The sequence below is a fragment of the Lonepinella sp. MS14436 genome, from assembly GCF_042470565.1.
Classification (GTDB): Bacteria; Pseudomonadota; Gammaproteobacteria; order Enterobacterales; family Pasteurellaceae; genus Lonepinella.
In genome coordinates this window covers 1,872,166-1,897,682 of sequence record NZ_CP170385.1, presented here as the reverse complement: position 1 = coordinate 1,897,682, position 25,517 = coordinate 1,872,166, and the positions used below count along the sequence as shown (strand labels likewise).

Sequence of the window (25,517 nt, the reverse complement as noted above, 5' to 3'; positions counted from 1 at the left end):
TTAAGACAGTTCCTTAATGCTTTGCTCAATTTGTTTCAATCCATTTAACCTTGTACTGCTTAATCGTTGAGCGATACCGAGTTCAGTGAAAAATATTGTTATATCAAACTGTTGTAGTTCGTCTAATGGCTTCCCGTTGACTGCATTAATGAGTAGGAACAGCAAACCATTCATAATCCGTGCTTCGCTATAAGCCTTTAGCTGTAAAGTGCGGTCTAAATTTTGTGAGATTTTACACCATAATCTGACTTCACAACCTTGAATTTCCGTCCAATGGGCGAGTTCGTTTTCTGTTGGTTGGGTTAGGTTTTTACCTGCTTGAATCAGCAAACGATAGCGTTCTTCCCAGTTTTTAGCTTGTTGAATTTGTTCAATTATTTCCATTTTTTAGTCCAATAATGATAATGCTTTATCTAATGCTGTAAAAAAGGCTTGTACATCTTGTTCGGTGTTGTAGGGAGCAAAACTGAGCCGTAATGTGCTAGGCACACCTAAACGAGCAAGATAGGGCATGGCACAATGTACCCCTGTGCGTAAAGCGATGTTTTGCTCGGCAAGCAGGGTAGCGAGATCAGAGCAAGCGATGTGGTTAAACACAAAGCTGATGACGGTGCTAGGTTGTGGGGCAGAAAATAGGCGACAATTTGGGTAATTTTTTAACCGCACTTCAGTTTGTCTGGCAAGATGTAAAGCATACTGTTCCGCTTGCTCAAAATCCCATTTTTCTAGCCATTCTAATACGGCATTAAAACCAATCACGGCGGCAATATTCGGCGTGCCAGCTTCTAAACGATAGGGTAAATCGGCATAGCGAATTTCTTGTTTTGATGCAAAGGCAACCATTTTTCCGCCGTATTGGAGCGGTTGCAGTTTTTCTAAAGCAGGCTGTTTGCCACTTAACACGCCTAATCCATTCGGACCGTAAATTTTGTGGGCGGAGAATGCGATAAAATCTGCATCTAATTTTTGTAGATCGATTTTGAGATGGCTAATGGCTTGAGCTGCATCGACTAAAATAAGTGCGGTGGGAAATTGGCGAATTTTTTCAATCAGTTGTTGGACGGGCTGTTGTGTGCCTGTGACGTTAGAAACGAAATTTAAAGCGACCAATTTTGTGCGTACGTTTAAGGCGGAAATTAGGGATTGTTCGTCAATTAAAAAATTATCTAATATCGGCAAAATCCGCAATTTTGCACCGCACTTTTTCGCAATAGCGTGCCACGTGACAAAATTAGCATGGTGATCGGCTTCGCTGATGATGATTTCATCATCTGGTTGAATGTGGGGAATTAAGCCGTTGGCAACGGTATTAATGGCTTGTGTGGTGCCTGATGTCCAAATCACCGCTTGTTCGCTTTCTGCATTAATTAACTGTTTAACTCGGGTGCGGGCTTGTTCATAAAGTGCGGTGTTTTTTTCGTCATATTGGCTGCGATGCACGGAGCCTGCGGATTGGTAAAATTCCACGGTGGCATCGATTAGGGCTTGTGGTTTTAATGCTGTGGCGGCGTTATCCAAATACACCACCACATTAGGTTGGCTGAAATAGGGAAATTGTTGGCGAAATGAGTAAGCATTAAACATGATTATTTCCTTTATTGGTTGTATTGATGTTTACGAAATTCGCTAGGCGGTATCGGATGAGTATCTTGCCATAATCCAATACGTTGTGATTGAGCCTGTTGTTGAATCTGTAAATATTGTGGATCTTGCATATATTGTGTATAAGCCCACGCCATTCCGAGTTGTACCATTTGCAGATTAATATTTTTTCCTTGCGAGTTATAAATTGTCGCAACGCTACGTCCATAGCGGTCATAATCTGAGATTTTAAGTCTTACCTGCGTTTTGTGTATTAATTGTGCTAGGGTTTGTTTGGCACGTTTACCAAAGGCTTGGGGTTTTTCGGGGGCATCAATTTCTGCTAAACGCACTTTGATTTGTTTTTTGTTGGTTAATAGGCAGGTTATGCTATCACCATCACTAATGCTGATCACTCGGCAATTAATCCAGCGTTCTATAGCAAATGTGCAGTTAGAAAAAATAAAAACAAAAAGTGCGGTGAATAAAAAGGTTATTTTTTTCATATTTTTTGATATAAATAGCAGATGGTGACATTTTACTGAAAAAATAACAAAAATGAAAAAATAAGCGTAAAATAAATTTATAAAACTTATCAAAAATTTGAAGATAGATGATGAAAAGAAAACTGTTTGATTTAATACGATCTTTAGTGATTTTATATGCCTTACTTTATTTGGGTGAAACCATTGCATGGTTGATCCCTATTGGTATTCCTGGGAGCATATTCGGGCTTTTGCTACTGTTTTTTGGATTAACGACTAATGTTATTCGAGTAGAATGGATTTTTTTCGGGGCAAATTTATTGATTCATTATATGGCGGTTTTGTTTGTCCCTGTTAGCGTGGGGATTATTAAATATTCCGATGTGTTGATTTCTCAAGCAAAAGCCTTGCTTATTCCTAATGTGGTGAGTTCGCTGATTACCTTGATTATTATTGGGACGTTAGCTGATTATTTATTTATGCGACGTTCTTTTGCTCGTTTACGTCATAAAGTGTTACAAAATCGGGCTAAGGAAAGATAATGATTTATTTTTACTCTTTATTAACTGTGACAGGTTTTTTTATTGCTTTACAAATTAATAAACGGTTGAGATCCATATTGTTAAATACCTTTGTATTAACGGTATTAATGATAATTGGTGTGTTGTTATTAATGAATATCCCTTACGAAAATTATATGGCAGGTAATGCACCGTTAAATAATTTATTGGGGGTGAGTGTGGTGGCGTTGGCATTACCTTTGTATGAGCAACTTCGTCAAATTGCGGCATTTTGGAAAAGCATTTTGTTTGTTACTACGTTAGCTTCTATTGTCGCCATGTTCACAGGTGCTGGTTTTGCTTTGTGGTTAGGGGCGAATCCAGATATTGTTGCAACGGTAATTTCTAAATCGGTAACAACCCCTATAGCGATGGCAATTTCAGGTAATTTGGGTGGCGTTCCTGCTCTGGCAGCAGTTGGTGTTGTTGTAGCAGGTATTCAGGGTTCAATGGTTGGTTATGTGATTTTACGCAAACTTCGATTAACGAGTTCCGAAGGAATTGGGTTAGCTGTGGGAGCTACTTCACATGCTATTGGTACGGCAGCATTAATGGAGCAAGATGCGAAAGCCTCTATTTATAGTTCAATAGCCTTAGTTTTGTGCGGTATTATTAGTTCTATTCTTGCTCCGCTGGTATTTAAGTTGATTTATATGGTGGCGTAAATGTTAAAAAATAATTTGGATCCTGTTTGGCTTGAACGTTTGATTAATGATAAACCGAGAGAAAAAGATCATCGTCCGCCGTTTCGTCGTGATCGGGCTAGAATTTTACACAGTGCGGCATTTCGCTGTTTACAGGCGAAAACGCAAATTCACGCAGTGGGTGAAAATGATTTCTTCCGTACTCGATTGACCCATTCTTTGGAAGTAGCTCAAATTGGTAGTAGTTTGGTTTCACAATTAAAATTGGTAGATACTTATAAAGCCTTAGCTGATCAATTAAATATAGATAAAACTAAGCTACAGCAAGAGCTTAAGCCATTATTACCGACCGCAGATCTGATTGAAAGCCTGTGTTTTGCTCATGATATTGGACACCCACCATTTGGTCACGGAGGTGAAACGGCTTTAAATTCAATGATGTATGATTCAGGGGGATTTGAAGGCAATGCACAAACTTTCCGTTTATTAACTAAGCTGGAACCTTATACGCCGAATGCAGGTATGAATTTAACACGTAGAACCCTATTGGGAGTGGTGAAATATCCTGCCATTTTAGATGAAACTTCGCCAAAATACACCGCACTTTCTTTTGCGGAGCAAGATTTTAGAGCAGTGGATTGGCGACCTGGTAAAGGTATTTTTCGTGATGATTTGCCCGTGTTTGATTGGTTATTGCAACCGTTATCTGAGCAAGATCGAGTATTATTTACTTCACTAAAAAAAGTGCGGTCAGAACCCAAAGAGTTTTTGAAAACCAAGTTTAAATCATTAGATTGTAGCATTATGGAATTAGCAGACGATATTGCCTACGGGGTGCATGATTTTGAAGATGCTATTGTGGTAGGAATGATTGATCAAAATCTCTGGCAAATTGCTTTGCAAGAATTAAGAGCTTGTTCTTCGGAATGGATTGTAAGAAATATTGATACTTTGAGTACAAAATTATTCTCTGAATATCATTACGAACGTAAAAATGCTATTGGGGCATTGGTGAATTTTTTTATTACTAATGTACGTTGGACTCAAACCGCTGATTTTTCCGAGCCATTACTGCGTTACAATGCGGAATTGCCCGAAGAAGTGGAAAAGGTCTTGAATGTGTTTAAGACTTTTGTATTTAAATATGTCATTCGTGATGTGGAAACTCAGCGTATTGAATATAAAGGACAGCGTATTTTAACCGAAATGTTCCAAATTTTTGCCAGCGATCCTGAACGGTTGTTGCCACGCAATACTGTAAATCGTTGGTTGAAAGCAGAATCAAACGGTAAAAAACGGATTATTTGCGATTATATGGCAGGAATGTCCGATGCCTATGCGTTGAAAGTTTATCGGCAGTTGACGTAAAAATAGACTGAAAAGTTGAAAAATTAAACATTCGAATAAATTTCTCAATATTTTTATAAAAAGTGCTTGCAAAGGATTTCCAGATCTCTATAATACGCTGCACACAACGACACACTGTTGTGAAAATTGAAATCAAACAGTGTGTCGTTTTATTTTCGCTGCAAAACGGTGAAAATTTGTTCTTTAACAATTTATCAGACAATCTGTGTGGGCACTTGTTGATTGACTAGTTTTAAAAAATTAAATAAAACTTGAAGTCTTAATAGGTGCTTAACTTAGAAATTCATTAACTTTTTGTTCTTTTAAGAATGAAAAGCAAGATTTAGAAGCAAGCAGTTTATTGAGCAATCGAACTTAAATTGAAGAGTTTGATCATGGCTCAGATTGAACGCTGGCGGCAGGCTTAACACATGCAAGTCGAACGGTAGCAGGAAGTACTTGTACTTTGCTGACGAGTGGCGGACGGGTGAGTAATGCTTGGGGATCTGGCTTATGGAGGGGGATAACTACGGGAAACTGTAGCTAATACCGCGTAGTGTCGAGAGACGAAAGACTGGGAACTTAGGTCCAGTTGCCATAAGATGAGCCCAAGTGGGATTAGGTAGTTGGTGGGGTAAAGGCCTACCAAGCCGACGATCTCTAGCTGGTCTGAGAGGATGACCAGCCACACTGGAACTGAGACACGGTCCAGACTCCTACGGGAGGCAGCAGTGGGGAATATTGCGCAATGGGGGTAACCCTGACGCAGCCATGCCGCGTGAATGAAGAAGGCCTTCGGGTTGTAAAGTTCTTTCGGTGGTGAGGAAGGGATTTAGTTTAATAGACTAAATCATTGACGTTAACTACAGAAGAAGCACCGGCTAACTCCGTGCCAGCAGCCGCGGTAATACGGAGGGTGCGAGCGTTAATCGGAATAACTGGGCGTAAAGGGCACGCAGGCGGTTACTTAAGTGAGATGTGAAATCCCAGAGCTTAACTTTGGAATTGCATTTCAGACTGGGTAGCTAGAGTACTTTAGGGAGGGGTAGAATTCCACGTGTAGCGGTGAAATGCGTAGAGATGTGGAGGAATACCGAAGGCGAAGGCAGCCCCTTGGGAAGATACTGACGCTCATGTGCGAAAGCGTGGGGAGCAAACAGGATTAGATACCCTGGTAGTCCACGCTGTAAACGATGTCGATTTGGGGATTGGGGTTTAACTCTGGTGCCCGTAGCAAACGTGATAAATCGACCGCCTGGGGAGTACGGCCGCAAGGTTAAAACTCAAATGAATTGACGGGGGCCCGCACAAGCGGTGGAGCATGTGGTTTAATTCGATGCAACGCGAAGAACCTTACCTACTCTTGACATCCATAGAAGAACTTAGAGATAAGTTTGTGCCTTCGGGAGCTATGAGACAGGTGCTGCATGGCTGTCGTCAGCTCGTGTTGTGAAATGTTGGGTTAAGTCCCGCAACGAGCGCAACCCTTATCCTTTGTTGCCAGCATGTAGTGATGGGAACTCAAAGGAGACTGCCAGTGATAAACTGGAGGAAGGTGGGGATGACGTCAAGTCATCATGGCCCTTACGAGTAGGGCTACACACGTGCTACAATGGTGCATACAGAGGGCGGCAAACCTGCGAGGGGGAGCGAATCTCAGAAAGTGCATCGTAGTCCGGATTGGAGTCTGCAACTCGACTCCATGAAGTCGGAATCGCTAGTAATCGCAAATCAGAATGTTGCGGTGAATACGTTCCCGGGCCTTGTACACACCGCCCGTCACACCATGGGAGTGGGTTGTACCAGAAGTAGATAGCTTAACCGGAAGGGGGGGCGTTTACCACGGTATGATTCATGACTGGGGTGAAGTCGTAACAAGGTAACCGTAGGGGAACCTGCGGTTGGATCACCTCCTTAGTAATCAGAGGGCAGATGACAGAAGACAGAAGACAGAAATGTCAGGTCACTGTGATATTGTTACTCAAAGAAACGAAGCGACAGCAAGTGTTCACACAGATTGTTTGATAGAACGATGAAAGCAAGTATATTTCAGAAGAAAGTAATTGTGATGAGAAGTTAGGGTGTTCAGTTTTTTCTGTTATCTGTCTTCTGTCATCCGTCTTCTGAGCCCTACGGGTCTGTAGCTCAGGTGGTTAGAGCGCACCCCTGATAAGGGTGAGGTCGGTGGTTCAAGTCCACTCAGACCCACCACTTTCAGATGTCAGATGACAGGAGTCAGATGGCAGAGAAAGTAAGCGTAGGGAATAGAAATAGCAACACTGTCATCTGATAGCTGTTGTCTGTTATCTGAATGGGGATATAGCTCAGCTGGGAGAGCGCCTGCCTTGCACGCAGGAGGTCAGCGGTTCGATCCCGCTTATCTCCACCAAAAAACTTGTTGTTATCATCATTGTTAAGCTAACTTAATATAGAAAACGTAAAAGTTGAAATTGATTTTATATAAGTTAATTTAGCAATGATGATAGGCGAAAGCCACATCTTAATTGTTCTTTAAAAATTTGGAAACAAGCTGAAAACAGAGTTCAGATAGCAGTGGTTAGATAGCAGTTAATGCGACTGATGATTGTTAGATGACTCAACGTTTGAGTAAAAATCTTGTGTGAACAAAAGCACACAAGTCTAGTTATTAAAATCAACTGAAAGTGAAGCAGATTAAGGGTAAAAAAGGTATTAGGACTGTTATCTGAAACCTGTTATCTGACGTCTGTGCGAAAGCACTTGAGGTTGTATAGTTAAGTGACTAAGCGTACACGGTGGATGCCTAGGCAATCAGAGGCGAAGAAGGACGTGCTAATCTGCGAAAAGTTTGGATGAGTCGATAAGAGGCGTTTAATCCAAAATATCCGAATGGGGAAACCCAGTAGATGAAGAATCTACTATCATTTACTGAATACATAGGTAAATGAGGCAAACCGGGAGAACTGAAACATCTAAGTACCCCGAGGAAAAGAAATCAACCGAGATTCTGTGAGTAGCGGCGAGCGAAAGCGGAGGAGCCGTTAGAGATAGCAATAAAACGAAGAGAATGAACTGGGAAGTTCAACGACACAGGGTGATAGTCCCGTATCTGAAAGTTATATTGTGGTACTAAGCTAACAAGAAGTAGGGCGGAACACGAGAAATTCTGTCTGAAGATAGGGGGACCATCCTCTAAGGCTAAATACTCCTGATTGACCGATAGTGAACCAGTACTGTGAAGGAAAGGCGAAAAGAACCCCAGCGAGGGGAGTGAAATAGAACCTGAAACCGTGTACGTACAAGCAGTGGGAGCCGTAAGGTGACTGCGTACCTTTTGTATAATGGGTCAGCGACTTATATTTTGTAGCGAGGTTAACCGAATAGGGGAGCCGAAGGGAAACCGAGTCTTAACTGGGCGGCAAGTTGCAAGGTATAGACCCGAAACCCGGTGATCTAGCCATGGGCAGGTTGAAGGTTGGGTAACACTAACTGGAGGACCGAACCGACTAATGTTGAAAAATTAGCGGATGACTTGTGGCTGGGGGTGAAAGGCCAATCAAACCGGGAGATAGCTGGTTCTCCCCGAAATCTATTTAGGTAGAGCCTTGAGCGAACACCTTCGGGGGTAGAGCACTGTTTCGGCTAGGGGTCCATCCCGGATTACCAACCCGATGCAAACTGCGAATACCGAAGAGTGATACTCAGGAGACACACGGTGGGTGCTAACGTCCATCGTGAAGAGGGAAACAACCCAGACCGCCAGCTAAGGTCCCAAAGTACTAGTTAAGTGGGAAACGAAGTGGGAAGGCTTAGACAGCTAGGATGTTGGCTTAGAAGCAGCCATCATTTAAAGAAAGCGTAATAGCTCACTAGTCGAGTCGGCCTGCGCGGAAGATGTAACGGGGCTAAAACTAGTCACCGAAGCTGCGGCATCAAGAGTAATCTTGTTGGGTAGGGGAGCGTTGTGTAAGCGGAAGAAGGTGAATTGAGAAGTTTGCTGGACGTATCACAAGTGCGAATGCTGACATAAGTAACGATAAAACGAGTGAAAAACTCGTTCGCCGGAAGACCAAGGGTTCCTGTCCAACGTTAATCGGGGCAGGGTGAGTCGGCCCCTAAGGCGAGGCTGAAAAGCGTAGTCGATGGGAAACGGGTTAATATTCCCGTACTTGGTAAAGTTGCGATGTGGGGACGGAGAAGGTTAGGCAAGCAGCCTGTTGGATGGCTGTTTAAGCGTGTAGGTGGGGGATTTAGGCAAATCCGAATCCCAATTCAACACTAAGGCGTGATGACGAGCTCCTAAGGGAGCGAAGTTGTTGATACCACACTTCCAGGAAAAGCCACTAAGCGAAAGACTTTACTAAACCGTACTGAAAACCGACACAGGTGGTCAGGTAGAGAATACTCAGGCGCTTGAGAGAACTCGGGTGAAGGAACTAGGCAAAATAGCACCGTAACTTCGGGAGAAGGTGCGCCGGCGTAGATTGTAGTCTTTTACAGATGAAGGTTGAACCGGTCGAAGATACCAGCTGGCTGCAACTGTTTATTAAAAACACAGCACTCTGCAAACACGAAAGTGGACGTATAGGGTGTGATGCCTGCCCGGTGCTGGAAGGTTAATTGATGGTGTTATCGAAAGAGAAGCACCTGATCGAAGCCCCAGTAAACGGCGGCCGTAACTATAACGGTCCTAAGGTAGCGAAATTCCTTGTCGGGTAAGTTCCGACCTGCACGAATGGCATAATGATGGCCAGGCTGTCTCCACCCGAGACTCAGTGAAATTGAAATCGCCGTGAAGATGCGGTGTACCCGCGGCTAGACGGAAAGACCCCGTGAACCTTTACTATAGCTTGACACTGAACCTTGAATTTTGATGTGTAGGATAGGTGGGAGTCAGAGAAACTTAAACGCCAGTTTGAGTGGAGACGACCTTGAAATACCACCCTTTAACGTTTGATGTTCTAACGAAATATCTGAAACGGGTATTCGGACAGTGTCTGGTGGGTAGTTTGACTGGGGCGGTCTCCTCCCAAAGAGTAACGGAGGAGCACGAAGGTTTGCTAATGACGGTCGGACATCGTCAGGTTAGTGCAATGGTAAAAGCAAGCTTAACTGCGAGACAGACAAGTCGAGCAGGTACGAAAGTAGGTCATAGTGATCCGGTGGTTCTGAATGGAAGGGCCATCGCTCAACGGATAAAAGGTACTCCGGGGATAACAGGCTGATACCGCCCAAGAGTTCATATCGACGGCGGTGTTTGGCACCTCGATGTCGGCTCATCACATCCTGGGGCTGAAGTAGGTCCCAAGGGTATGGCTGTTCGCCATTTAAAGTGGTACGCGAGCTGGGTTTAGAACGTCGTGAGACAGTTCGGTCCCTATCTGCCGTGGGCGTAGGAGAATTGGTTGGGGCTGCTCCTAGTACGAGAGGACCGGAGTGGACGCATCCCTGGTGTTCCAGTTGTTTCGCCAGAAGCATTGCTGGGTAGCTACATGCGGGAGAGATAAGTGCTGAAAGCATCTAAGCACGAAACTTGCCAAGAGATGAGTTCTCCCACACAGAAGTGTGTAAGGGTTGTTTAAGACGAAGACGTAGATAGGCTGGATGTGTAAGTGATGTGAGTCATTGAGCTAACCAGTACTAATTGCCCGAGAGGCTTAACTATACAACGCTCAAGTGGTTTTGATTCAGAAGACAGATGTCAGAAGACAGAAGACAGTTGAAGAGCGTGAAACTCACTAACAGACAAAAAAGAAAATCGAACAGACAGCTTGTTTCAAATTTAAAGAACAAAATACAAAAAGGAAAGAATTAAGTAGGATACAGGATAACACACGGTACTGCCGTCTGTAATCTGTCATCTGACCCCTGATTTCCTGATGGTCATAATGCAGTAGTGCCACCTGAATCCATGCCGAACTCAGAAGTGAAATGCTGTGATGCCGATGGTAGTGTTGGGAATCCCAATGTGAGAGTAGGTCGCCATCAGGTTTTTTATTACAACAACGAACCCCAGTTACGTGAGTAGCTGGGGTTTTTGCTATTCTCTTAAAACTACGCTAAAATCAACCGCACTTTTGTTAACAATGTTGGATATATGTTACTTTCTGTTCTTTATATTATAGGAATTACCGCCGAAGCTATTACTGGAGCATTAGCTGCTGGACGGGAAAAAATGGATATTTTTGGCGTAATTATTATTGCCTCCATGACCGCTATTGGCGGTGGTTCCGTACGTGATGTATTATTGGGGCATTACCCCTTAGGTTGGGTGAAGCACCCTGAATATTTTCTCATCGTGGCGAGTGCTGCGGTTTTAACAGTCTTTATTGCCCCTTTAATTCATCATTTTATGCGTTATTTCCGTACAATATTTTTGGTATTAGATGCCGTTGGGCTAATCGTATTTTCTATTATTGGTGCTCAAATTGCTTTAGATATGGGGCATGGTTATACTATTGCAATTATTGCTGCGATTATTACAGGAGCGTTTGGTGGCGTGTTGCGTGATTTGCTTTGTAATCGTATTCCTCTTGTTTTCCAAAAAGAACTTTATGCGAGTGTTGCATTGTTGGCAACTTGTATCTATATCGGGTTACACGAATTAAATATTCAGCACGATCTTGTAGTGATAATCACTTTACTCAGTGGCTTTATTATTCGCTTATTAGCTATTCGCTTTGAGTGGGGATTACCTGTTTTTGATTATCAAGAACAAGAAATTGAGAAAAAAACAGACATTGATCGTTTACCTAAAAAACGTCAATAAGGAACAATATGTCTAGTGCCATTCAAATTGAATTAATTGATCCACAGGATTTTGATCGTTTATTTGAAATTGAACAAGCCGCTCATCTAGTGCCATGGTCATTAGGAACGTTAAAGAATAATCAGGGTGAACGTTATCATAATCTAAAAATTAACTTGAATAATCAAATAGTGGGTTTTGCCATTAGTCAAATTGTAGTAGATGAAGCGACTTTGTTTAATATTGCCATTGATCCTAAATTTCAAGGACAGAAACTTGGTTTTAAATTGCTTGAGCATTTACTTGCACAATTACAACAAAAAGGGATAAAAACACTTTGGTTAGAAGTACGAGAAAGCAATCAAAAAGCCAAAAAATTGTATGAACAATGTGGTTTTAATGAAGTTTGCGTACGTCGAGATTATTATCCAACCCCAGACGGTAAACGTGAAAATGCGATTGTAATGGCAGCCTATTTGGGTTTTTGATTTAGTTGGTTAAAGTCAGTATAATCACAGCATTAGATATTAACCACGTTTAACCAATATGTCAGAAGAAACTACAGTAAAACAAACCGCACTTTTATCATCTATTCCTGTCTTATTGCCTGTAATTATCGAATTTTATGCCTTATTTTTACGACAACCAGTAGATATTACGTATTTTCCGTTAGCTTTTTTAACTGCTCAATTACTTTGTTCCATAGTATTTATGCAAGGGCAAATTTGCTTAGGGCAGCGTGGGCGTTTAACTGTTGCTCAGAGTTTTTTTGGAGTGTATTGGGTAGTAACTGGGATTATCGGTTTATTGGGGTTCCACCAAATTGCGATGTTATCCATGAGCATTTGTGGGCTATTAATGACCATTATTGCCTTAAAACAACCAAAAGAAGATGATGAGTTACGTAATAAACGTTTATTATTCGGTGTGATGTTTGGATTGATTGGTGTGGTTATTTACCTGTTTTTGCTGATAAATCGTCCCCTATCGTATGCCATTATTTATAGCCCATTTGCTCAACTATTAATTGGCGTGATGTTAGCGAATTTTGCTTTAGTTATCTCGCGTAACCGCTTGCAAGGTTTTATTGCCTTATTGCCGTTTGTTATGTCAGTTTTACTATTGCTAAATATCATTACCGTGTTAATTTTTATGGCAATTACAACCAGCCAAAGTGCGGTGCTTTTTACGAATTATTTTGCACTTCTAGTTTACTTTATTTCGCACTTGGTTTTAATGGCAATTTTGGCAATACATATTATTAGAAAAATAAAATTGAGCTATCAAACACAGGTGGTTTTATTGTTTATTGCCTTATTTTTACCGATTTGGTCTATCTTGGCGTATATTTAGTTATGTTTAAGAAATTTCTTATTTTCCCTGCAATCCTGATTATTACTACCTTAGCGGTAGGGCTATTAGCCATATCACCAAGCAATGTTGAGTGGGCGGTAAATTATTTTCTAGGGCAAGAAATTTCCATTAAAATTGCGGAAAAAACAAAAGTGTCAGCAACTGATGCTAATCTTAGTTCTTTTATGGTTAATTTAAATAACCCGACTGCTTGCCCTTTAGTACAGTTACAAAATATACAGGTTAAGTGGTGGGATTCTCGATCTTTACGAGCAGAAAAAGCGATTGTGGATTATGCCTGTATCTTACAAATTCCTACGTCAGATGAACAAACAGAAAGTCAACTGGATTTAACCGTACTATTAGCTAGTTTACCCGACATGGATATTGAAATTGCCGATTTGCAATTTATTAATACAGAAGAAGTGACTTCACCAGTAGTTCAACAGTTATTGCAAAGTCGATTATCAACCAAGGTTATTTATCAGGGGCAAAGACTTACTCTGGAAGCAATGGGAAATGAAGCAGAAAACAATCTTTTTCAATTAAATGCAACACTAGTAAATCAACAATTAATGGGTAATTTAAGCTATCAACCGCAAGCAGAACAACAGCATCAGTTAGATTTTCAGACAACATTACAGCACAACCTGTTTGATATACCTAAGCAAGGTAAACTAAATTTACATTGGCAACGTGATGATTTGCCATTAAATAAGGCAAATTTATCATTACAGTGGCAAGATAATCAGGGCGAGTTAATATTACAAGATATAGAGCATCAACAACAGATTTTGAATGTACCTTTTAGCGTAACGGAAAATCAGCTACAAATTGAAAAAAGTCAGTTTTATTGGGATATATCTGCATTAGAACAACCTATGCGAGGTGTAGTAAATTTAACGCTAAGAAAAAGCAGTGAGAATTGGCTACCTCTTGATCTGGATATGCGTTTAAGCCTATTTTCTTCAGGTGAGGCTGGTAAAGGCAATATCGTTATTTATGGTACAAACGGTACTATCGGTAAAGAAAAAATAAACATTCCTTTACAAGCACATGGCAATGTTAAATATGATCAATCTATTGCCTACGTTGATGCAGTATTTGATGTGCGAGGTGATGAAAATGATCTGTTTGCCTTGTTTAAAGAAAAATCTACTTTACGCGTTAATTGGAAAGAACCTGATGCTAACATGAATGTACGAGTGCCTTTAGCGGATGTGATTATTGGAAAATACGGTGTCGGTGGGCGATTACAGGCGTTTTTACAAGGTAACACGGCTCAATTTGCGGACCTTGATTTACATTTAGATGGGCAAGCGAATCAATTTATTGCAGGCGTAACCTCTTTATTTTCTTTACGTACTACTGGTATCTGGCGAAATGGTGAGATATTAAGTAGCGATGATAGCAACTGGTGGAAATGGAATTTTAAAGGCAAAGCAATAGTTAAAGCATTAAAGAGTCCGATTAATGTGAATGGAAAAGGTGCATGGCAGTCAGATCGGGTAGAAATCCAACAACTTCAAGCCAATATGGGACAGTTCCATACATCGGGTATTCATGTACCGAAAATTGATCTGAGCTTAAAAGATACACTCCGTTGGTATTATGAGGAACACAAACTACAAGGGTTATTGCAAGCAAAAATTCCAGAAGTTCGGCTAGATTATGGCGGTCATTTACTTAATCCAATATTGGATCTCGGTATTGATGGAACGCATATCAAAGATTTTAATTTATCAGGTAATATGACGGCAGGTAGTTTAGGTCCGATAAAATTATTTGCTCATTATCGTCATGATGAATTGGTAGGACGAGTTTATTGGTTGGAACAATCAGCGAAAGTGTTCCAACCGTTATTTCCACAAAAATGGGAATGGGAAATTTTGAAAGGTACCATTAAAGGACAAACGGATTTTGATGTGAGTGCTGAACGTGGCTTACAAATGGGCGGACATTTTTCCATTCATCAGGGTGAAATTGCGTTTCCAGATGGTGAATTACGTGGCATAGCTTTTGCTTTACCTTATCGTTATGTTAATGATAGGGTGGAATTAGTGAAAAATCCTGTTCAGGTGTCGATAAATTATTTAAAATCAGGGGTATTAGTTGCAGAAAATTTAAGTGTAAAAGTGCAAGGTTATTATCCTTATACGAAAAAGCGACCACTAACTTTAAGTGAGCTAAAATTAAATATGTTGGGAGGCGAAGTAAGCGTTAATAAATTTGCCTTACCGCAACAAAAAATTGCCAATGTACAATTACATAATATTGATTTATCACAGGCGTTGACCATGGCAGAATATACGCAAGTGGGATTAACTGGTCGAGTGAATGCTACTTTTCCATTTTGGTTAGAAAATGCAAATTGTATAATTTGTCATGGTGAAATTACCAAAACAGAGAACCAAGATGTGAATTTAAAATTAGGACCAGAGCTGGTGAAAGGGTTAAAATCAGGGGGACTAACTGAGGGGATTTTAGCAGATGTAGTCAGTGAAATGAATTTGCAGAATTTAACTGCTAGCGTCAATCTTGAACCCAATGGAATGTTAAAATTATCTTCAAATATAAAAGGTTATAACCCGACTAAAAGAAACAAAAATCCAATTACGTTGAATTATAATCATCAAGAAAATGTGTATGAATTGTGGAATATGATTAATTACGGTTCAACATTTGAACAAAATTTAGAATACGACCTTTATCAAAAGTTAAATAAATGATGAAAAAAATAATGAAATTCACACCGCACTTTATATTAATCACCTTAGTGGGCTTAACTGCTTGTACTCCAACAGTACAACTAGAAACACCCAAAGAGGGGATTACGATTAATATGAATGTAGTGGTTGATCATAAAATTAACGTGGAAATGGACGATACAACCAAGAAAGCTATTGAAAAATAACCCCTATTAAGCCAGAAATTTTGCTAAACTAGGGAAAATTTAAGGAAATTATTATGCACTGTCCTTTTTGTTCCGCAGAAGATACTAAAGTCATTGATAGCCGTTTGGTGGCAGAGGGTTATCAAGTTCGTCGTCGTCGTGAATGTATTAAATGCCATGAACGCTTTACGACCTTTGAAACTGCTGAACTTATTGTACCTCGAGTCATAAAAAAAGACGGCTCCAGAGAACCCTTTGATGAAATTAAACTTCGCCATAGTATTCAACATGCAGTGGGTAAACGCCCAGTGAGTGAAGATGATGTAGAAAAAGCAATCAGTCATATTATTCATCAATTACAAGCCACTGGCGAACGAGAGGTACCAAGTAAATTGGTAGGAAATCTGGTGATGGACGAATTAAAACAATTAGATAAAGTGGCATACATTCGTTTTGCTTCAGTGTATTTAAGTTTTGAAGATATTAACGAATTTTCTGAAGAAATTGATAAAATCAAGGATTTAACCTAATGTTTAGCCAACAAGATCAAGAACTTATGCAACTTGCGTTAGATTTAGCGAAACGTGGGCGTTTTACCACGTCGCCTAATCCCTCGGTCGGTTGCGTGTTGGTGAAAAATGGACAAATTATTGGACAAGGTTTTCACTTTAAAGCTGGCGAACCCCATGCTGAAGTCATGGCATTACGTCAAGCTGGCGAACAGGCTAAACATGCCACGGCTTATGTTACCTTAGAGCCTTGTTCACATTATGGTCGTACACCGCCTTGTGCCAAAGGATTAATTGAGGCTGGTGTAAGTAAAGTGATTGCTGCCATGTTAGATCCTAATCCGCAAGTCGCAGGACGAGGTTTACAAATGTTGCAAGATGCAGGCATTGAAACTTCCGTAGGATTATTGCAAGAAAAAGCTGAAAACTTAAATAAAGGCTTTTTATACCGTATGCGAACAGGTTTGCCTTTTGTGCAACTGAAATTGGCAATAAGCTTAGATGGGCGTACAGCAATGGCGAGCGGGGAAAGTAAATGGATTACAGGTGAATTAGCTCGCTCAGATGTGCAACAAGCAAGAGCCAAAGCCTCAGCGGTGTTATCTACTTCTGCTACTGTAATTGCAGACGATCCCAGTTTAAATGTGCGTTGGCAACAACTACCAGCGAAGATTAAACAAGAATATGCTATCGAAGATTTACGTCAACCGATTCGTATTATTGTGGATTTTCAGCATAAAATATTACCTAGTCATCAGCTTTTCAGAACCAACTCGCCAGTGTGGTTAGTGAGTGATAAGGTACGTGATTTATCAAATTATCCCGATTTTTGTCAGCATATTCAGTTAAAAATTGCCGAAAATCAAACCGCACTTCCAGCCTTAATGCAAGAGCTTGCTAATCGTCAAATTAATAGCCTATGGGTTGAGTGTGGAGCGACCTTTGCAGGGGCGTTAATTGAACAAAATTTAGTAAATGAACTGATTGTTTATATTGCCCCTAAATTATTGGGGGATCAAGCTCGAGGATTATGTAAATTACCTCATCTTCATCAACTGGCAGATGCACCGCAATGGCGATTACAATCCGTTGAACAGATAGGCAGTGATTTAAAAACCATTTATCACCGAACATAATAGGAACAGCATTTATGATAAAGAAATTATTACAATCTGCGTTAATTGGCTTAGTATGTGCTGGTTTGATCTTGTTTGTGATTCCTAAATTTACTGGCGGCAACGCATTGAAATTAACCAGCGAAGTCATGTCCTTTAAAGACGCAGTGCGGATCGCCTCCCCAGCGGTGGTTAATGTGTATAACCAAACTTTTACCAGTAATTCCAATTTAGATGCTGGAGAAGTATCTACTCATAATCTGGGTTCTGGCGTGATTATGAGTAAAGATGGCTATATTCTGACCAATAAACATGTTATTCAAAATGCGGATCAAATTATTCTGGCTTTGCAAGATGGACGGGTATTTGAAGCTAATCTGATTGGTTCAGACAGTTTAACCGATCTTGCGGTGTTAAAAATTCGAGCTGATAAGTTGGCAACGATTCCACAAAATCCTGAACGCCAAGTTCATGTTGGAGATGTAGTTTTAGCGATTGGTAATCCCTATAATTTAGGGCAAAGTGTTTCACAAGGAATCATTAGTGCGACAGGTCGAAATGCGGTAGGGGAAACTGTGGGTCGCCAAAATTTCATTCAAACGGACGCATCTATTAATCGTGGTAATTCAGGCGGAGCATTAATTAATTCTTTAGGGGAATTAGTTGGAATTAGTACATTAAGTATTGGTAAAGATGCCACAGAAATTGCAGAGGGACTAAGTTTTGCAATTCCCATCGAAATTGCTAATGATGTGATGAAAAAAATTATCCGTGATGGTCGAGTGATTCGTGGTTATTTTGGGGTACAAAGCAATATTTTGTTTAGTAATGGACAAAATGATGTGGCTAGTACAGGTATTTTAATTGAAAATGTGGTAACTAATGGACCCGCCGCCAAAGCAGGTATTCAAGCTGGAGATGTGATGTTGAAATTTAATGATGTGGTCGCTAATTCTCCAGATCAAATAATGCAAGTAATCAGCAATACTAAACCGAATACGCAAGTAAAAGTGGTGATTTCTCGTTTAGGTCGAATTTTTGAATTGCCTGTAACAATCGAAGAATATCCAGTAAATTAAGGAACGAGGGATCATGAACAGCAAAATAAAGGGGATAAAATTTACCACATTATTTATTATGGTAATTTTCAGCCTAATTTGCTTGTTTGCTTGCGAACCCAACAAACCCAAGCAAACACCGATTAAACCATCTTTGCCACCAACAACCCAAATAGAAAAGCCATCAACTTATCAAGCTGAGATATTAACACGAGGGGTTTATGATGATTTTATTTTACACCCTGAAAAAATTCAGCAACCTGAGCAAGCTGCACTGTTACGAGATTTATTTGAGGGCTTAGTGATTTATGATCCGCAAGGTAATATTACCGCAGGTGTAGCGGAAAGCTGGAAAAGTGCGGATCAAAAAACATGGATTTTTACTTTGCGGAATAATGCAAAATGGTCAACTGGCGAAAATATTACCGCACAGGATTTTGTACGCAGTTGGCAACAATTAGCATTGTCAGATAATCCGCAAAAACAATTTTTACGTTATATGAATGTGAAAAATGCTACTGCGGTAATTGAGAAAACTCTACCTGAACAACAGCTTGGCGTGCAAGCCTTGGATGAACATAGGTTACAAATCAGCTTAGATAAATCCACCCCTTATTTACCTAAAATGTTGGTGCATATTGCCTTGTTACCAAATTATTCGAATGTCGATCCACAAGGGCATTTGGTTTCAAATGGGGCTTATCAAATAGCAGAACAGCTTGAGGATTATATTCAGTTAAGTCGAAACCCTTATTATTGGAATGAAAATAGTCGATCATTTAGTCAAGTGATTTATCAAAGAATGGGTTCCTCACAGGCAAATCGCTCCATTGATATTATTCAAAATGTACAACAAAAAGTGCCGAATACCCATTATTTCCCTCAGCTTTGTACATATTTTTATGAATTTAATTTTCATGATCCGATGCTAAAACAAAAAGCAGTACGCAATGCCTTAGTTTCTATGGTTCCAAGTAATATCTTGCCTCAGTCGCCTTTTATTATGCCAAATAGTATTAATTATTTACCTAATAATATGCAATTTGAGCAGGAACGAGATTTTGAACCTACGCTGGTTGAACAGAAGTTACAGCAAGCAGGTATTACGGAGCAAAAACCTCTAAATTTACGTTTAACCTACGATGATAATGGGTTGCATAAACAAATAGCAGAACATTTAATTCGAGCATGGTCACAGTCAGATTTAATTCGTATGCAGGCGGATCCTGTTTCTTATCAAACCTTATTGGAGCAACGAAGTAAAGGGGATTTTCAGATAATCCGTTCAGGTTGGTGTGCTGATTACAATGATCCCTCAGCCTTTTTATCTCTGTTACATTCAAAAAGTGCGGATAATAAAATGGGATTTTCAGATAAAGAAATTGATTTGTGGTTAGAGCAGACCTTAGCAAGTGATATTTCTGACCAAAAACGCACCGCACTTTATCGCAAAATTATTGAACGGATACAACAAGAAGATGTGGTAGTACCTATTTTTCAATATGCAATGCCGATTAGTATTGCCCCTAGCATAGCAGGTTATAATCTTATTAACCCGACCAGTGTGATTTATAGTAAAGATCTTTATCGTTTAAATTCGCCTAAAGCAACTGATACAAAGTAATAATTAACGGCATGGTAATCACACAAAGCATCGTACTCACACCATAGATCGCACTGGATTTTTTCGCATCCTTGCCGTGTAGCACAGCAATCTGTGTTACAGTAGCCGCTGCTGGGCTAATGGTGGCTAAGAAACTGATTAACGCAATGGTTTCTCCGTGTTCTACAAGGTTGGCAAAATGTCCTAGTTTAATCACTACCATTAAGCAAAGTGGCACAAAAATTAAGCGTAAAAAGGTGACTAAATAAACCCGTTTCGATGATAAAATACTGCGTAACGGAATACCTGCGATTAGCATACCTGCAATTAACATCGCATTCGGACCGATAAATGACCCGATGGACGACAATGTTCCCAACACAATAGTCGGTAATTTAATCTGAAAAGCAAACAAGGTCGCTCCCACAATAATTGACCAAATATTGATATTTTTTACGATTCTTTTCAGGGAGAAAGATTTTTCTCCACAAATTAAACCACGACAATGGGTCCAAAATAACACCGTTTGCACCACAATAAAACAGGTAGCATAAATCACCCATTCATCGCCAAACATCGACATCACCAAGGGAATAATCAGATTACCCGAGTTAGAATAAATCGCCGCAGCGTGTTCAACCCCATCTAGCTTAAACACCTTTTTTAGCACTACACCTAAGATGATTAAAATAATATGCAACAGGATCGCCATTGAAACGGACAACAACAAGCCACGCAACAATTCAGGGCTGTAATCAATTTGAAATGCCTTAATCATCACCGCAGGGCTGATAATATACACCCCGACTACCGAAAGGGGAAAAGTATCTTTCGGTTGCAATAATTTCGACTTCACCAAACCGTAACCCAATAATACAATTAAAGTGAGTTCGGCGATTTTACTGGCTAGAATTAAGGCAATATCCATAGTGCGTTTCCGTTGAATGAGTAGGATTTCATAGTACCGATTTTGGCTAAAAATGGAAATAAAAAAATGTGATATTTTGTTATAATGGGAGAAATTTCTGCAAGCCCCCCTCAGTCCTACGGACAGCTCCCCCCGTAAACAGGGGGAGCGAAGATAAAAATTTCCTTCCCTGCTTGAGGGGGAAGTTCCCGAAGAGCGAAGATAAAATTTCCTTCCCCCTGCTTGCGGGGGGAAGTCCCCGAAGGGGGAAGGGGGGCAAAAATAACAACAAACAAAAAAGGATTACAAATGTCACTACAATTCAACGCCATTGCCCTATTACTGGTCGTACTGATTCTACTCGGCGTACTCAGCCACAACAGCTCAATTACTATTTCTGCCACTATCTTATTGTTAATGCAACAAACTTTCTTGAGCCAATACATCCCCTTTGTAGAAAAAAATGGCTTAACCATCGGAATTATCATTTTAACTATCGGCGTACTCAGTCCGCTGGTGTCAGGTAAAATTCAATTACCCGATATAAAATCCCTATTAGATTGGAAAATGTTAGTAGCATTGGCAGTGGGGGCATTGGTAGCATGGCTCGGTGGGTGTGGGGTCAGTTTAATGGGAACCCAACCGATTTTACTCACGGGCTTATTGATCGGCACCGTGCTAGGCGTGGCATTTCTCGGCGGTATTCCAGTCGGTCCCTTGATTGCAGCAGGGATTTTATCTCTATTAATTGGGGTAAAATAAATCATGAAACCAAACAGAATCCCGTTAAATCCGTTGCAAAAAACCTTATTTCACCAACTCAAGGACGTGATGATCCTTGACGAACGGAAAATTGCCGCTCGCATTAAAGGCATAGGTCAAATTAAAAATGAACAAAGCCAACAAGCCGTGTCGGCTGAAATTCAAAGCCAAATTCAACAGGCACAAGAACGTTTAAATCAACGTAAAAGTGCGGTGAAAAATCCCATAGTTTTTGCCGAAAATTTACCTGTCAGCCAACGCAAAGCGGAAATTCAACAATTAATTCGTGAAAATCAAGTAGTGGTGATCGCAGGCGAAACAGGATCGGGCAAAACCACCCAATTACCGAAAATGTGTTTAGAACTGGGTCTTGGGCAAAAAGGCTTGATTGGACACACACAGCCACGCCGTATTGCGGCTCGTTCGGTGGCAGCTCGTATTGCGGAAGAATTGCAAACAGAACTCGGCGGTATGGTGGGTTATAAGGTGCGTTTTAACGATCAAATCAGCGAGCAAACCCAAATTAAGCTGATGACAGACGGTATTTTGCTGGCGGAAATTCAAACCGATCGCTATTTAAATCAATATGATACGCTGATTATTGACGAAGCCCACGAACGCTCACTGAATAACGATTTTATTCTCGGCTATCTCAAACAGCTGTTGCCACGCCGTCCTGATTTGAAAGTCATTATCACATCAGCGACCATTGATGTGGAACGTTTCTCCAAGCATTTTAACAACGCCCCAATTTTAGAAGTATCAGGGCGAACCTATCCAGTGGAAGTGCGTTATCGTCCAATGTTAGACAATGATGAAGAAGATCAATTACAGGGCATTGCTAACGCGGTAGATGAGCTACAAGCCGAGGGCAGAGGCGATATTCTGATCTTTTTAAACGGCGAGCGAGAGATTCGGGATACGGCGGAAATGTTGCAAAAACAAGATCTTCGCCATACGGAAATCTTGCCCTTGTATGCACGCCTGTCCGCCCAAGAACAAAATAAAATTTTCCACCCGAGCGGACTTAATCGTATTGTATTGGCAACCAACGTGGCGGAAACGTCCTTGACCGTGCCAGGGATTAAATATGTGATCGATCCTGGTACGGCACGCATTTCTCGTTATAGCTACCGCACCAAAGTGCAACGCCTGCCTATTGAGCCGATTTCGCAAGCATCTGCTAATCAACGCAAAGGGCGTTGCGGTCGGGTGAGTGAAGGGATTTGTATTCGCCTGTATTCGGAAGAGGATTTCAACAACCGCCCTGAATTTACTGATCCTGAAATTTTACGCACCAATTTAGCCAGCGTGATTTTGCAAATGACGGCGTTGGGATTGGACGATATTGATGCCTTTCCTTTTGTGGATGTCCCCGATAAACGCCATATTCAAGACGGCATTAAATTGTTGGAAGAATTGCAATCCTTTGAATTTAAACAAACTAAATTTGGCGAAAAACGGGTTTTAACTCAACAAGGCAAACAGCTCGCTCTATTGCCTGTGGATCCCCGCCTTGCCAAAATGCTTTTGGCGGCGGTGGAACAAGGCTGTTTGCACGAATTAATGATTATCGTGTCCGCCCTGTCCATTCAAGATCCGAGAGAGCGACCGCAGGAAAAACAACAATCCGCAGACGATAAACATCGCCGTTTTGCCGACAAAAAATCCGATTTTATGGCGTGGCTGAACCTGTGGAATTATATTCAAACCAACCAAAAAGAGCTGACCAAAAACCAATTTCGCCGTTTATGTCAAAAGGATTTTCTCAATTATTTGCGGATTCGGGAATGGCAGGATATTTATCATCAAATCAGAACCCAAGTGCGAGAATTGGGCTTGCCGATCAATTCGGAAGCGGCAAAATATCCGCAAATTCACACCGCACTTTTGAGCGGTTTGCTGTCGCATATTGGTTTGAAAGATAATGAAAAAAGCCAATATTTAGGGGCAAGAAACGCGCATTTTGCGATTTTTCCTAATTCGGTATTGTTTAAAAAACAGCCGAAATGGGTAATGGCAGCAGAATTAGTGGAAACGTCTAAACTCTGGGGGCGAATGGTGGCGGAAATTGAGCCAGAATGGATCGAGCCGCTTGCCAAACATTTAACCAAAAGCAGTTATTCCGAACCCCGTTGGTCAAAATCCCGTGGGCAAGTGATTGCCGATGAAAAAGTGAGCCTGTATGGAGTGCCGATTGTGGCAAGTCGCCCTGTGAATTTTAGCCAAATTGAACCGCAAACCTGCCGTGCGATTTTTATTCAATCCGCACTGGTGGAGGGGGATTGGAATACTCGCCACAAGTTCTTTTTTGCCAACCAAAAATTAGTGCGTGAAGTGGAAGAGCTGGAGCATAAATCCCGCCGCCGTGATATTTTGGTGGACGACCGCACCTTATTTGAGTTTTACGATGAACGCATCGGGGCGGACGTGGTGTCGCAGAAACATTTTGATAGCTGGTGGAAAACTGCAAGCCAAAACGATCCTGATTTGCTCAATTTTGAAAAATCGTTCTTGATGAATGACGATGCACAAAAAGTGAGCCAACTGGATTTCCCGAATTTCTGGCAACAGGGCAATATTAAGCTCAAACTGACTTATCAATTTGAACCAGGGACGGACGCAGACGGCGTGACGGTGCATATTCCATTGCCGTTGCTCAATCAAATTGAAATGACAGGTTTTGACTGGCAAATCCCCGGTTTACGCCAAGAATTGATTATCGCTTTAATCAAAGCCTTACCGAAAACGCTCCGCCGCAATTTCGTGCCAGCCCCCAATTATGCCGATGCGTTTTTAGGGCGAGTAACCAATTTTGATAAGCCATTGACGGAAACCTTAAGCCACGAGTTTCGCCGAATGACAGGCGTAGCCGTTGAACCTGAGCAATGGAATTTTGAGCAAATTGCACCGCACTTAAAAATGACCTTCCGTGTGGTGGACGACAAAGGCAAAAAAATTGCCGAAAGTATGAATTTAGATCAGCTTAAATTTGATCTCAAAGATCGGGTGCAAGCTAGCATTTCCGCCGTGGCAGATGATGGCATTGAGCAATCAGGGATTCATATTTGGAATTTTGACCAACTTCCGCAATGTTATGAGCAGAAAAAACAAGGGTTTACGGTCAAAGCCTTTCCTGCTATTACGGACGAAAAAGATGCGGTGGGGATTAAATTATTTGAAACCGAATACGAGCAAAGCGTGGCAATGCAGCAGGGGTTACGCCGTTTAATTTTGCTCAACGTGCCATCACCGATCAAATATTTACACGAAAAATTACCCAACAAATCCAAACTGGGGCTATATTTCACCCCGTTCGGCAAAGTGCTGGAATTAATTGATGACTGTATCGCCTGCGGTGTGGACAAACTGATCGCCGATTTTGGCGGTTTCGTGTGGAACGAAACGGATTTTGATAAATTACGGGATTTCGTGCGAGAAAATCTCAACGACATCACCGTAGACATCGCTCAACAGGTAGAACGCTTGCTCACGCTCACCTTTGAAATCAACAAACGCCTAAAAGGCAAAATGGATTTCACCCAAGCCTTTGCCCTGTCTGACATTAAAGCCCAACTGAACGGATTGATTTATCAGGGTTTTGTGGAAAAAATAGGCTACGCCAGACTGCCAGATTTGCTCCGCTACATTCAAGCCATTGATAAACGCCTAGACAAACTCACCCAAGACACCAACCGAGACAGGACTGCAATGCTCCGAGTAGAACAATGCCAACAAGCCTACAATCAGCTGTTAGCAAAACTGCCAAAATCTAAACCGCACTCCGCAGAAGTGTTGGAAATTCGCTATATGATTGAAGAACTTAGAGTGAGTTTGTTTGCTCAACAGTTGGGGACGAAATACCCGATTTCGGATAAAAGGGTGTTGAATATTATTAATGAGATGTAGCAAGTTTGTTTATACACAAGAAGACGGAAAAATTTGTGTATGATAAAATAACGCACACAAGAAA

At 41.1% G+C, this 25,517-nt stretch carries 18 protein-coding genes, 2 tRNA genes and 3 rRNA genes; 19 read left to right on the top strand and 4 right to left on the bottom strand.

Annotated features, from left to right (window positions below):
* Genes O1Q81_RS09090 through O1Q81_RS09080 form a run of 3 tightly spaced genes read right to left on the bottom strand, consistent with a single transcriptional unit; the run spans position 1 to position 2,087 of the window.
* The gene (locus tag O1Q81_RS09090) at positions 1-378 is read right to left on the bottom strand and encodes a SufE family protein (RefSeq protein WP_386690271.1); all 378 of its coding nucleotides are present in this window, start codon (positions 376-378) and stop codon (positions 1-3) included.
* Between the two features lie 9 nt (positions 379-387).
* A complete protein-coding gene (locus O1Q81_RS09085) occupies positions 388-1,587 on the bottom strand; it encodes a cysteine desulfurase (protein ID WP_386698640.1) in 1,200 nt (399 codons plus the stop codon).
* Positions 1,588-1,595: 8 nt separating this feature from the next.
* Positions 1,596-2,087 (bottom strand): thermonuclease family protein, encoded by a 492-nt coding sequence (locus O1Q81_RS09080; protein ID WP_386697214.1) that lies wholly within the window; start codon positions 2,085-2,087, stop codon positions 1,596-1,598.
* Positions 2,088-2,197: 110 nt separating this feature from the next.
* Between O1Q81_RS09080 and O1Q81_RS09075 the strand changes: the two genes are divergently transcribed.
* The 17 genes from O1Q81_RS09075 (at position 2,198) to O1Q81_RS08995 (ending at position 19,896) form a co-directional block, all read left to right on the top strand.
* A complete protein-coding gene (locus O1Q81_RS09075) occupies positions 2,198-2,608 on the top strand; it encodes a CidA/LrgA family protein (protein ID WP_386698638.1) in 411 nt (136 codons plus the stop codon).
* Positions 2,608-3,291, top strand: a complete 684-nt coding sequence (locus O1Q81_RS09070) for a CidB/LrgB family autolysis modulator (RefSeq protein ID WP_386697212.1) — start codon at positions 2,608-2,610, stop codon at positions 3,289-3,291. Before O1Q81_RS09075 ends, O1Q81_RS09070 begins: the two co-directional genes overlap by 1 nt.
* The gene (locus tag O1Q81_RS09065) at positions 3,292-4,638 is read left to right on the top strand and encodes an anti-phage deoxyguanosine triphosphatase (RefSeq protein ID WP_386687168.1); all 1,347 of its coding nucleotides are present in this window, start codon (positions 3,292-3,294) and stop codon (positions 4,636-4,638) included.
* Positions 4,639-4,994: 356 nt separating this feature from the next.
* Positions 4,995-6,534: ribosomal RNA gene (locus O1Q81_RS09060) — 16S ribosomal RNA — on the top strand.
* A gap of 217 nt (positions 6,535-6,751) precedes the next feature.
* A tRNA-Ile gene (locus O1Q81_RS09055) sits at positions 6,752-6,828 on the top strand.
* A gap of 102 nt (positions 6,829-6,930) precedes the next feature.
* Positions 6,931-7,006 (top strand) — tRNA-Ala (locus O1Q81_RS09050).
* A gap of 362 nt (positions 7,007-7,368) precedes the next feature.
* A 23S ribosomal RNA gene (locus tag O1Q81_RS09045) occupies positions 7,369-10,261 on the top strand.
* 210 nt (positions 10,262-10,471) lie between these two features.
* Positions 10,472-10,587, top strand: a 5S ribosomal RNA gene (rrf, locus tag O1Q81_RS09040).
* The 16S, 23S and 5S rRNA genes sit together here with 2 tRNA genes alongside, the layout of an rRNA operon.
* A gap of 106 nt (positions 10,588-10,693) precedes the next feature.
* Entirely contained in the window at positions 10,694-11,365 is a 672-nt protein-coding gene (locus O1Q81_RS09035) for a trimeric intracellular cation channel family protein (RefSeq protein WP_386687166.1), read from the top strand.
* 8 nt (positions 11,366-11,373) lie between these two features.
* Entirely contained in the window at positions 11,374-11,832 is a 459-nt protein-coding gene (gene rimI, locus O1Q81_RS09030; RefSeq protein ID WP_386687164.1) for a ribosomal protein S18-alanine N-acetyltransferase, read from the top strand.
* A 58-nt stretch (positions 11,833-11,890) separates the two neighbouring features.
* Positions 11,891-12,697, top strand: coding sequence for a hypothetical protein (locus O1Q81_RS09025; protein ID WP_386697209.1), 807 nt, complete (start codon positions 11,891-11,893; stop codon positions 12,695-12,697).
* Between the two features lie 2 nt (positions 12,698-12,699).
* Entirely contained in the window at positions 12,700-15,426 is a 2,727-nt protein-coding gene (locus tag O1Q81_RS09020; RefSeq protein WP_386697208.1) for a YdbH family protein, read from the top strand.
* On the top strand, positions 15,426-15,611 hold the full coding sequence (locus tag O1Q81_RS09015) for a YnbE family lipoprotein (protein WP_386690268.1): 186 nt from the start codon (positions 15,426-15,428) through the stop codon (positions 15,609-15,611). The genes O1Q81_RS09020 and O1Q81_RS09015 overlap by 1 nt, the downstream gene beginning before the upstream one ends.
* A gap of 53 nt (positions 15,612-15,664) precedes the next feature.
* Complete coding sequence (nrdR, locus tag O1Q81_RS09010; RefSeq protein ID WP_386687158.1) at positions 15,665-16,120, top strand: transcriptional regulator NrdR; 456 nt, start codon at positions 15,665-15,667, stop codon at positions 16,118-16,120.
* The gene (ribD, locus tag O1Q81_RS09005; RefSeq protein ID WP_386697207.1) at positions 16,120-17,235 is read left to right on the top strand and encodes a bifunctional diaminohydroxyphosphoribosylaminopyrimidine deaminase/5-amino-6-(5-phosphoribosylamino)uracil reductase RibD; all 1,116 of its coding nucleotides are present in this window, start codon (positions 16,120-16,122) and stop codon (positions 17,233-17,235) included. The genes nrdR and ribD overlap by 1 nt, the downstream gene beginning before the upstream one ends.
* 14 nt (positions 17,236-17,249) lie before the next feature.
* Positions 17,250-18,293 (top strand): outer membrane-stress sensor serine endopeptidase DegS, encoded by a 1,044-nt coding sequence (degS, locus tag O1Q81_RS09000; RefSeq protein WP_386697204.1) that lies wholly within the window; start codon positions 17,250-17,252, stop codon positions 18,291-18,293.
* Positions 18,294-18,306: 13 nt separating this feature from the next.
* Entirely contained in the window at positions 18,307-19,896 is a 1,590-nt protein-coding gene (locus tag O1Q81_RS08995; protein ID WP_386697201.1) for a peptide ABC transporter substrate-binding protein, read from the top strand.
* Here the strand turns inward: O1Q81_RS08995 and O1Q81_RS08990 are convergent.
* Positions 19,874-20,803, bottom strand: a complete 930-nt coding sequence (locus O1Q81_RS08990) for an AEC family transporter (RefSeq protein ID WP_386687150.1) — start codon at positions 20,801-20,803, stop codon at positions 19,874-19,876. The genes O1Q81_RS08995 and O1Q81_RS08990 overlap by 23 nt on opposite strands.
* A 288-nt stretch (positions 20,804-21,091) precedes the next feature.
* Between O1Q81_RS08990 and O1Q81_RS08985 the strand changes: the two genes are divergently transcribed.
* Both O1Q81_RS08985 and hrpA read left to right on the top strand, forming a co-directional pair.
* Entirely contained in the window at positions 21,092-21,544 is a 453-nt protein-coding gene (locus tag O1Q81_RS08985) for a DUF441 domain-containing protein (RefSeq protein ID WP_386697198.1), read from the top strand.
* A 3-nt stretch (positions 21,545-21,547) separates the two neighbouring features.
* Complete coding sequence (gene hrpA, locus O1Q81_RS08980) at positions 21,548-25,453, top strand: ATP-dependent RNA helicase HrpA (RefSeq protein WP_386697195.1); 3,906 nt, start codon at positions 21,548-21,550, stop codon at positions 25,451-25,453.
* The last annotated feature ends 64 nt before the right edge of the window (positions 25,454-25,517 follow it).

Coding starts and splice junctions, on each gene's coding strand:
- O1Q81_RS09080 (WP_386697214.1), bottom strand. CDS start 2,087: ATGAAAAAAATAACCTTTTTATTCACCGCACTTTTTGTTTTTATTTTT.
- O1Q81_RS09075 (WP_386698638.1), top strand. CDS start 2,198: ATGAAAAGAAAACTGTTTGATTTAATACGATCTTTAGTGATTTTATAT.
- O1Q81_RS09070 (WP_386697212.1), top strand. CDS start 2,608: ATGATTTATTTTTACTCTTTATTAACTGTGACAGGTTTTTTTATTGCT.
- O1Q81_RS09065 (WP_386687168.1), top strand. CDS start 3,292: ATGTTAAAAAATAATTTGGATCCTGTTTGGCTTGAACGTTTGATTAAT.
- O1Q81_RS09035 (WP_386687166.1), top strand. CDS start 10,694: ATGTTACTTTCTGTTCTTTATATTATAGGAATTACCGCCGAAGCTATT.
- rimI (WP_386687164.1), top strand. CDS start 11,374: ATGTCTAGTGCCATTCAAATTGAATTAATTGATCCACAGGATTTTGAT.
- O1Q81_RS09025 (WP_386697209.1), top strand. CDS start 11,891: ATGTCAGAAGAAACTACAGTAAAACAAACCGCACTTTTATCATCTATT.
- O1Q81_RS09020 (WP_386697208.1), top strand. CDS start 12,700: ATGTTTAAGAAATTTCTTATTTTCCCTGCAATCCTGATTATTACTACC.
- O1Q81_RS09015 (WP_386690268.1), top strand. CDS start 15,426: ATGAAAAAAATAATGAAATTCACACCGCACTTTATATTAATCACCTTA.
- nrdR (WP_386687158.1), top strand. CDS start 15,665: ATGCACTGTCCTTTTTGTTCCGCAGAAGATACTAAAGTCATTGATAGC.
- ribD (WP_386697207.1), top strand. CDS start 16,120: ATGTTTAGCCAACAAGATCAAGAACTTATGCAACTTGCGTTAGATTTA.
- degS (WP_386697204.1), top strand. CDS start 17,250: ATGATAAAGAAATTATTACAATCTGCGTTAATTGGCTTAGTATGTGCT.
- O1Q81_RS08995 (WP_386697201.1), top strand. CDS start 18,307: ATGAACAGCAAAATAAAGGGGATAAAATTTACCACATTATTTATTATG.
- O1Q81_RS08990 (WP_386687150.1), bottom strand. CDS start 20,803: ATGGATATTGCCTTAATTCTAGCCAGTAAAATCGCCGAACTCACTTTA.
- O1Q81_RS08985 (WP_386697198.1), top strand. CDS start 21,092: ATGTCACTACAATTCAACGCCATTGCCCTATTACTGGTCGTACTGATT.
- hrpA (WP_386697195.1), top strand. CDS start 21,548: ATGAAACCAAACAGAATCCCGTTAAATCCGTTGCAAAAAACCTTATTT.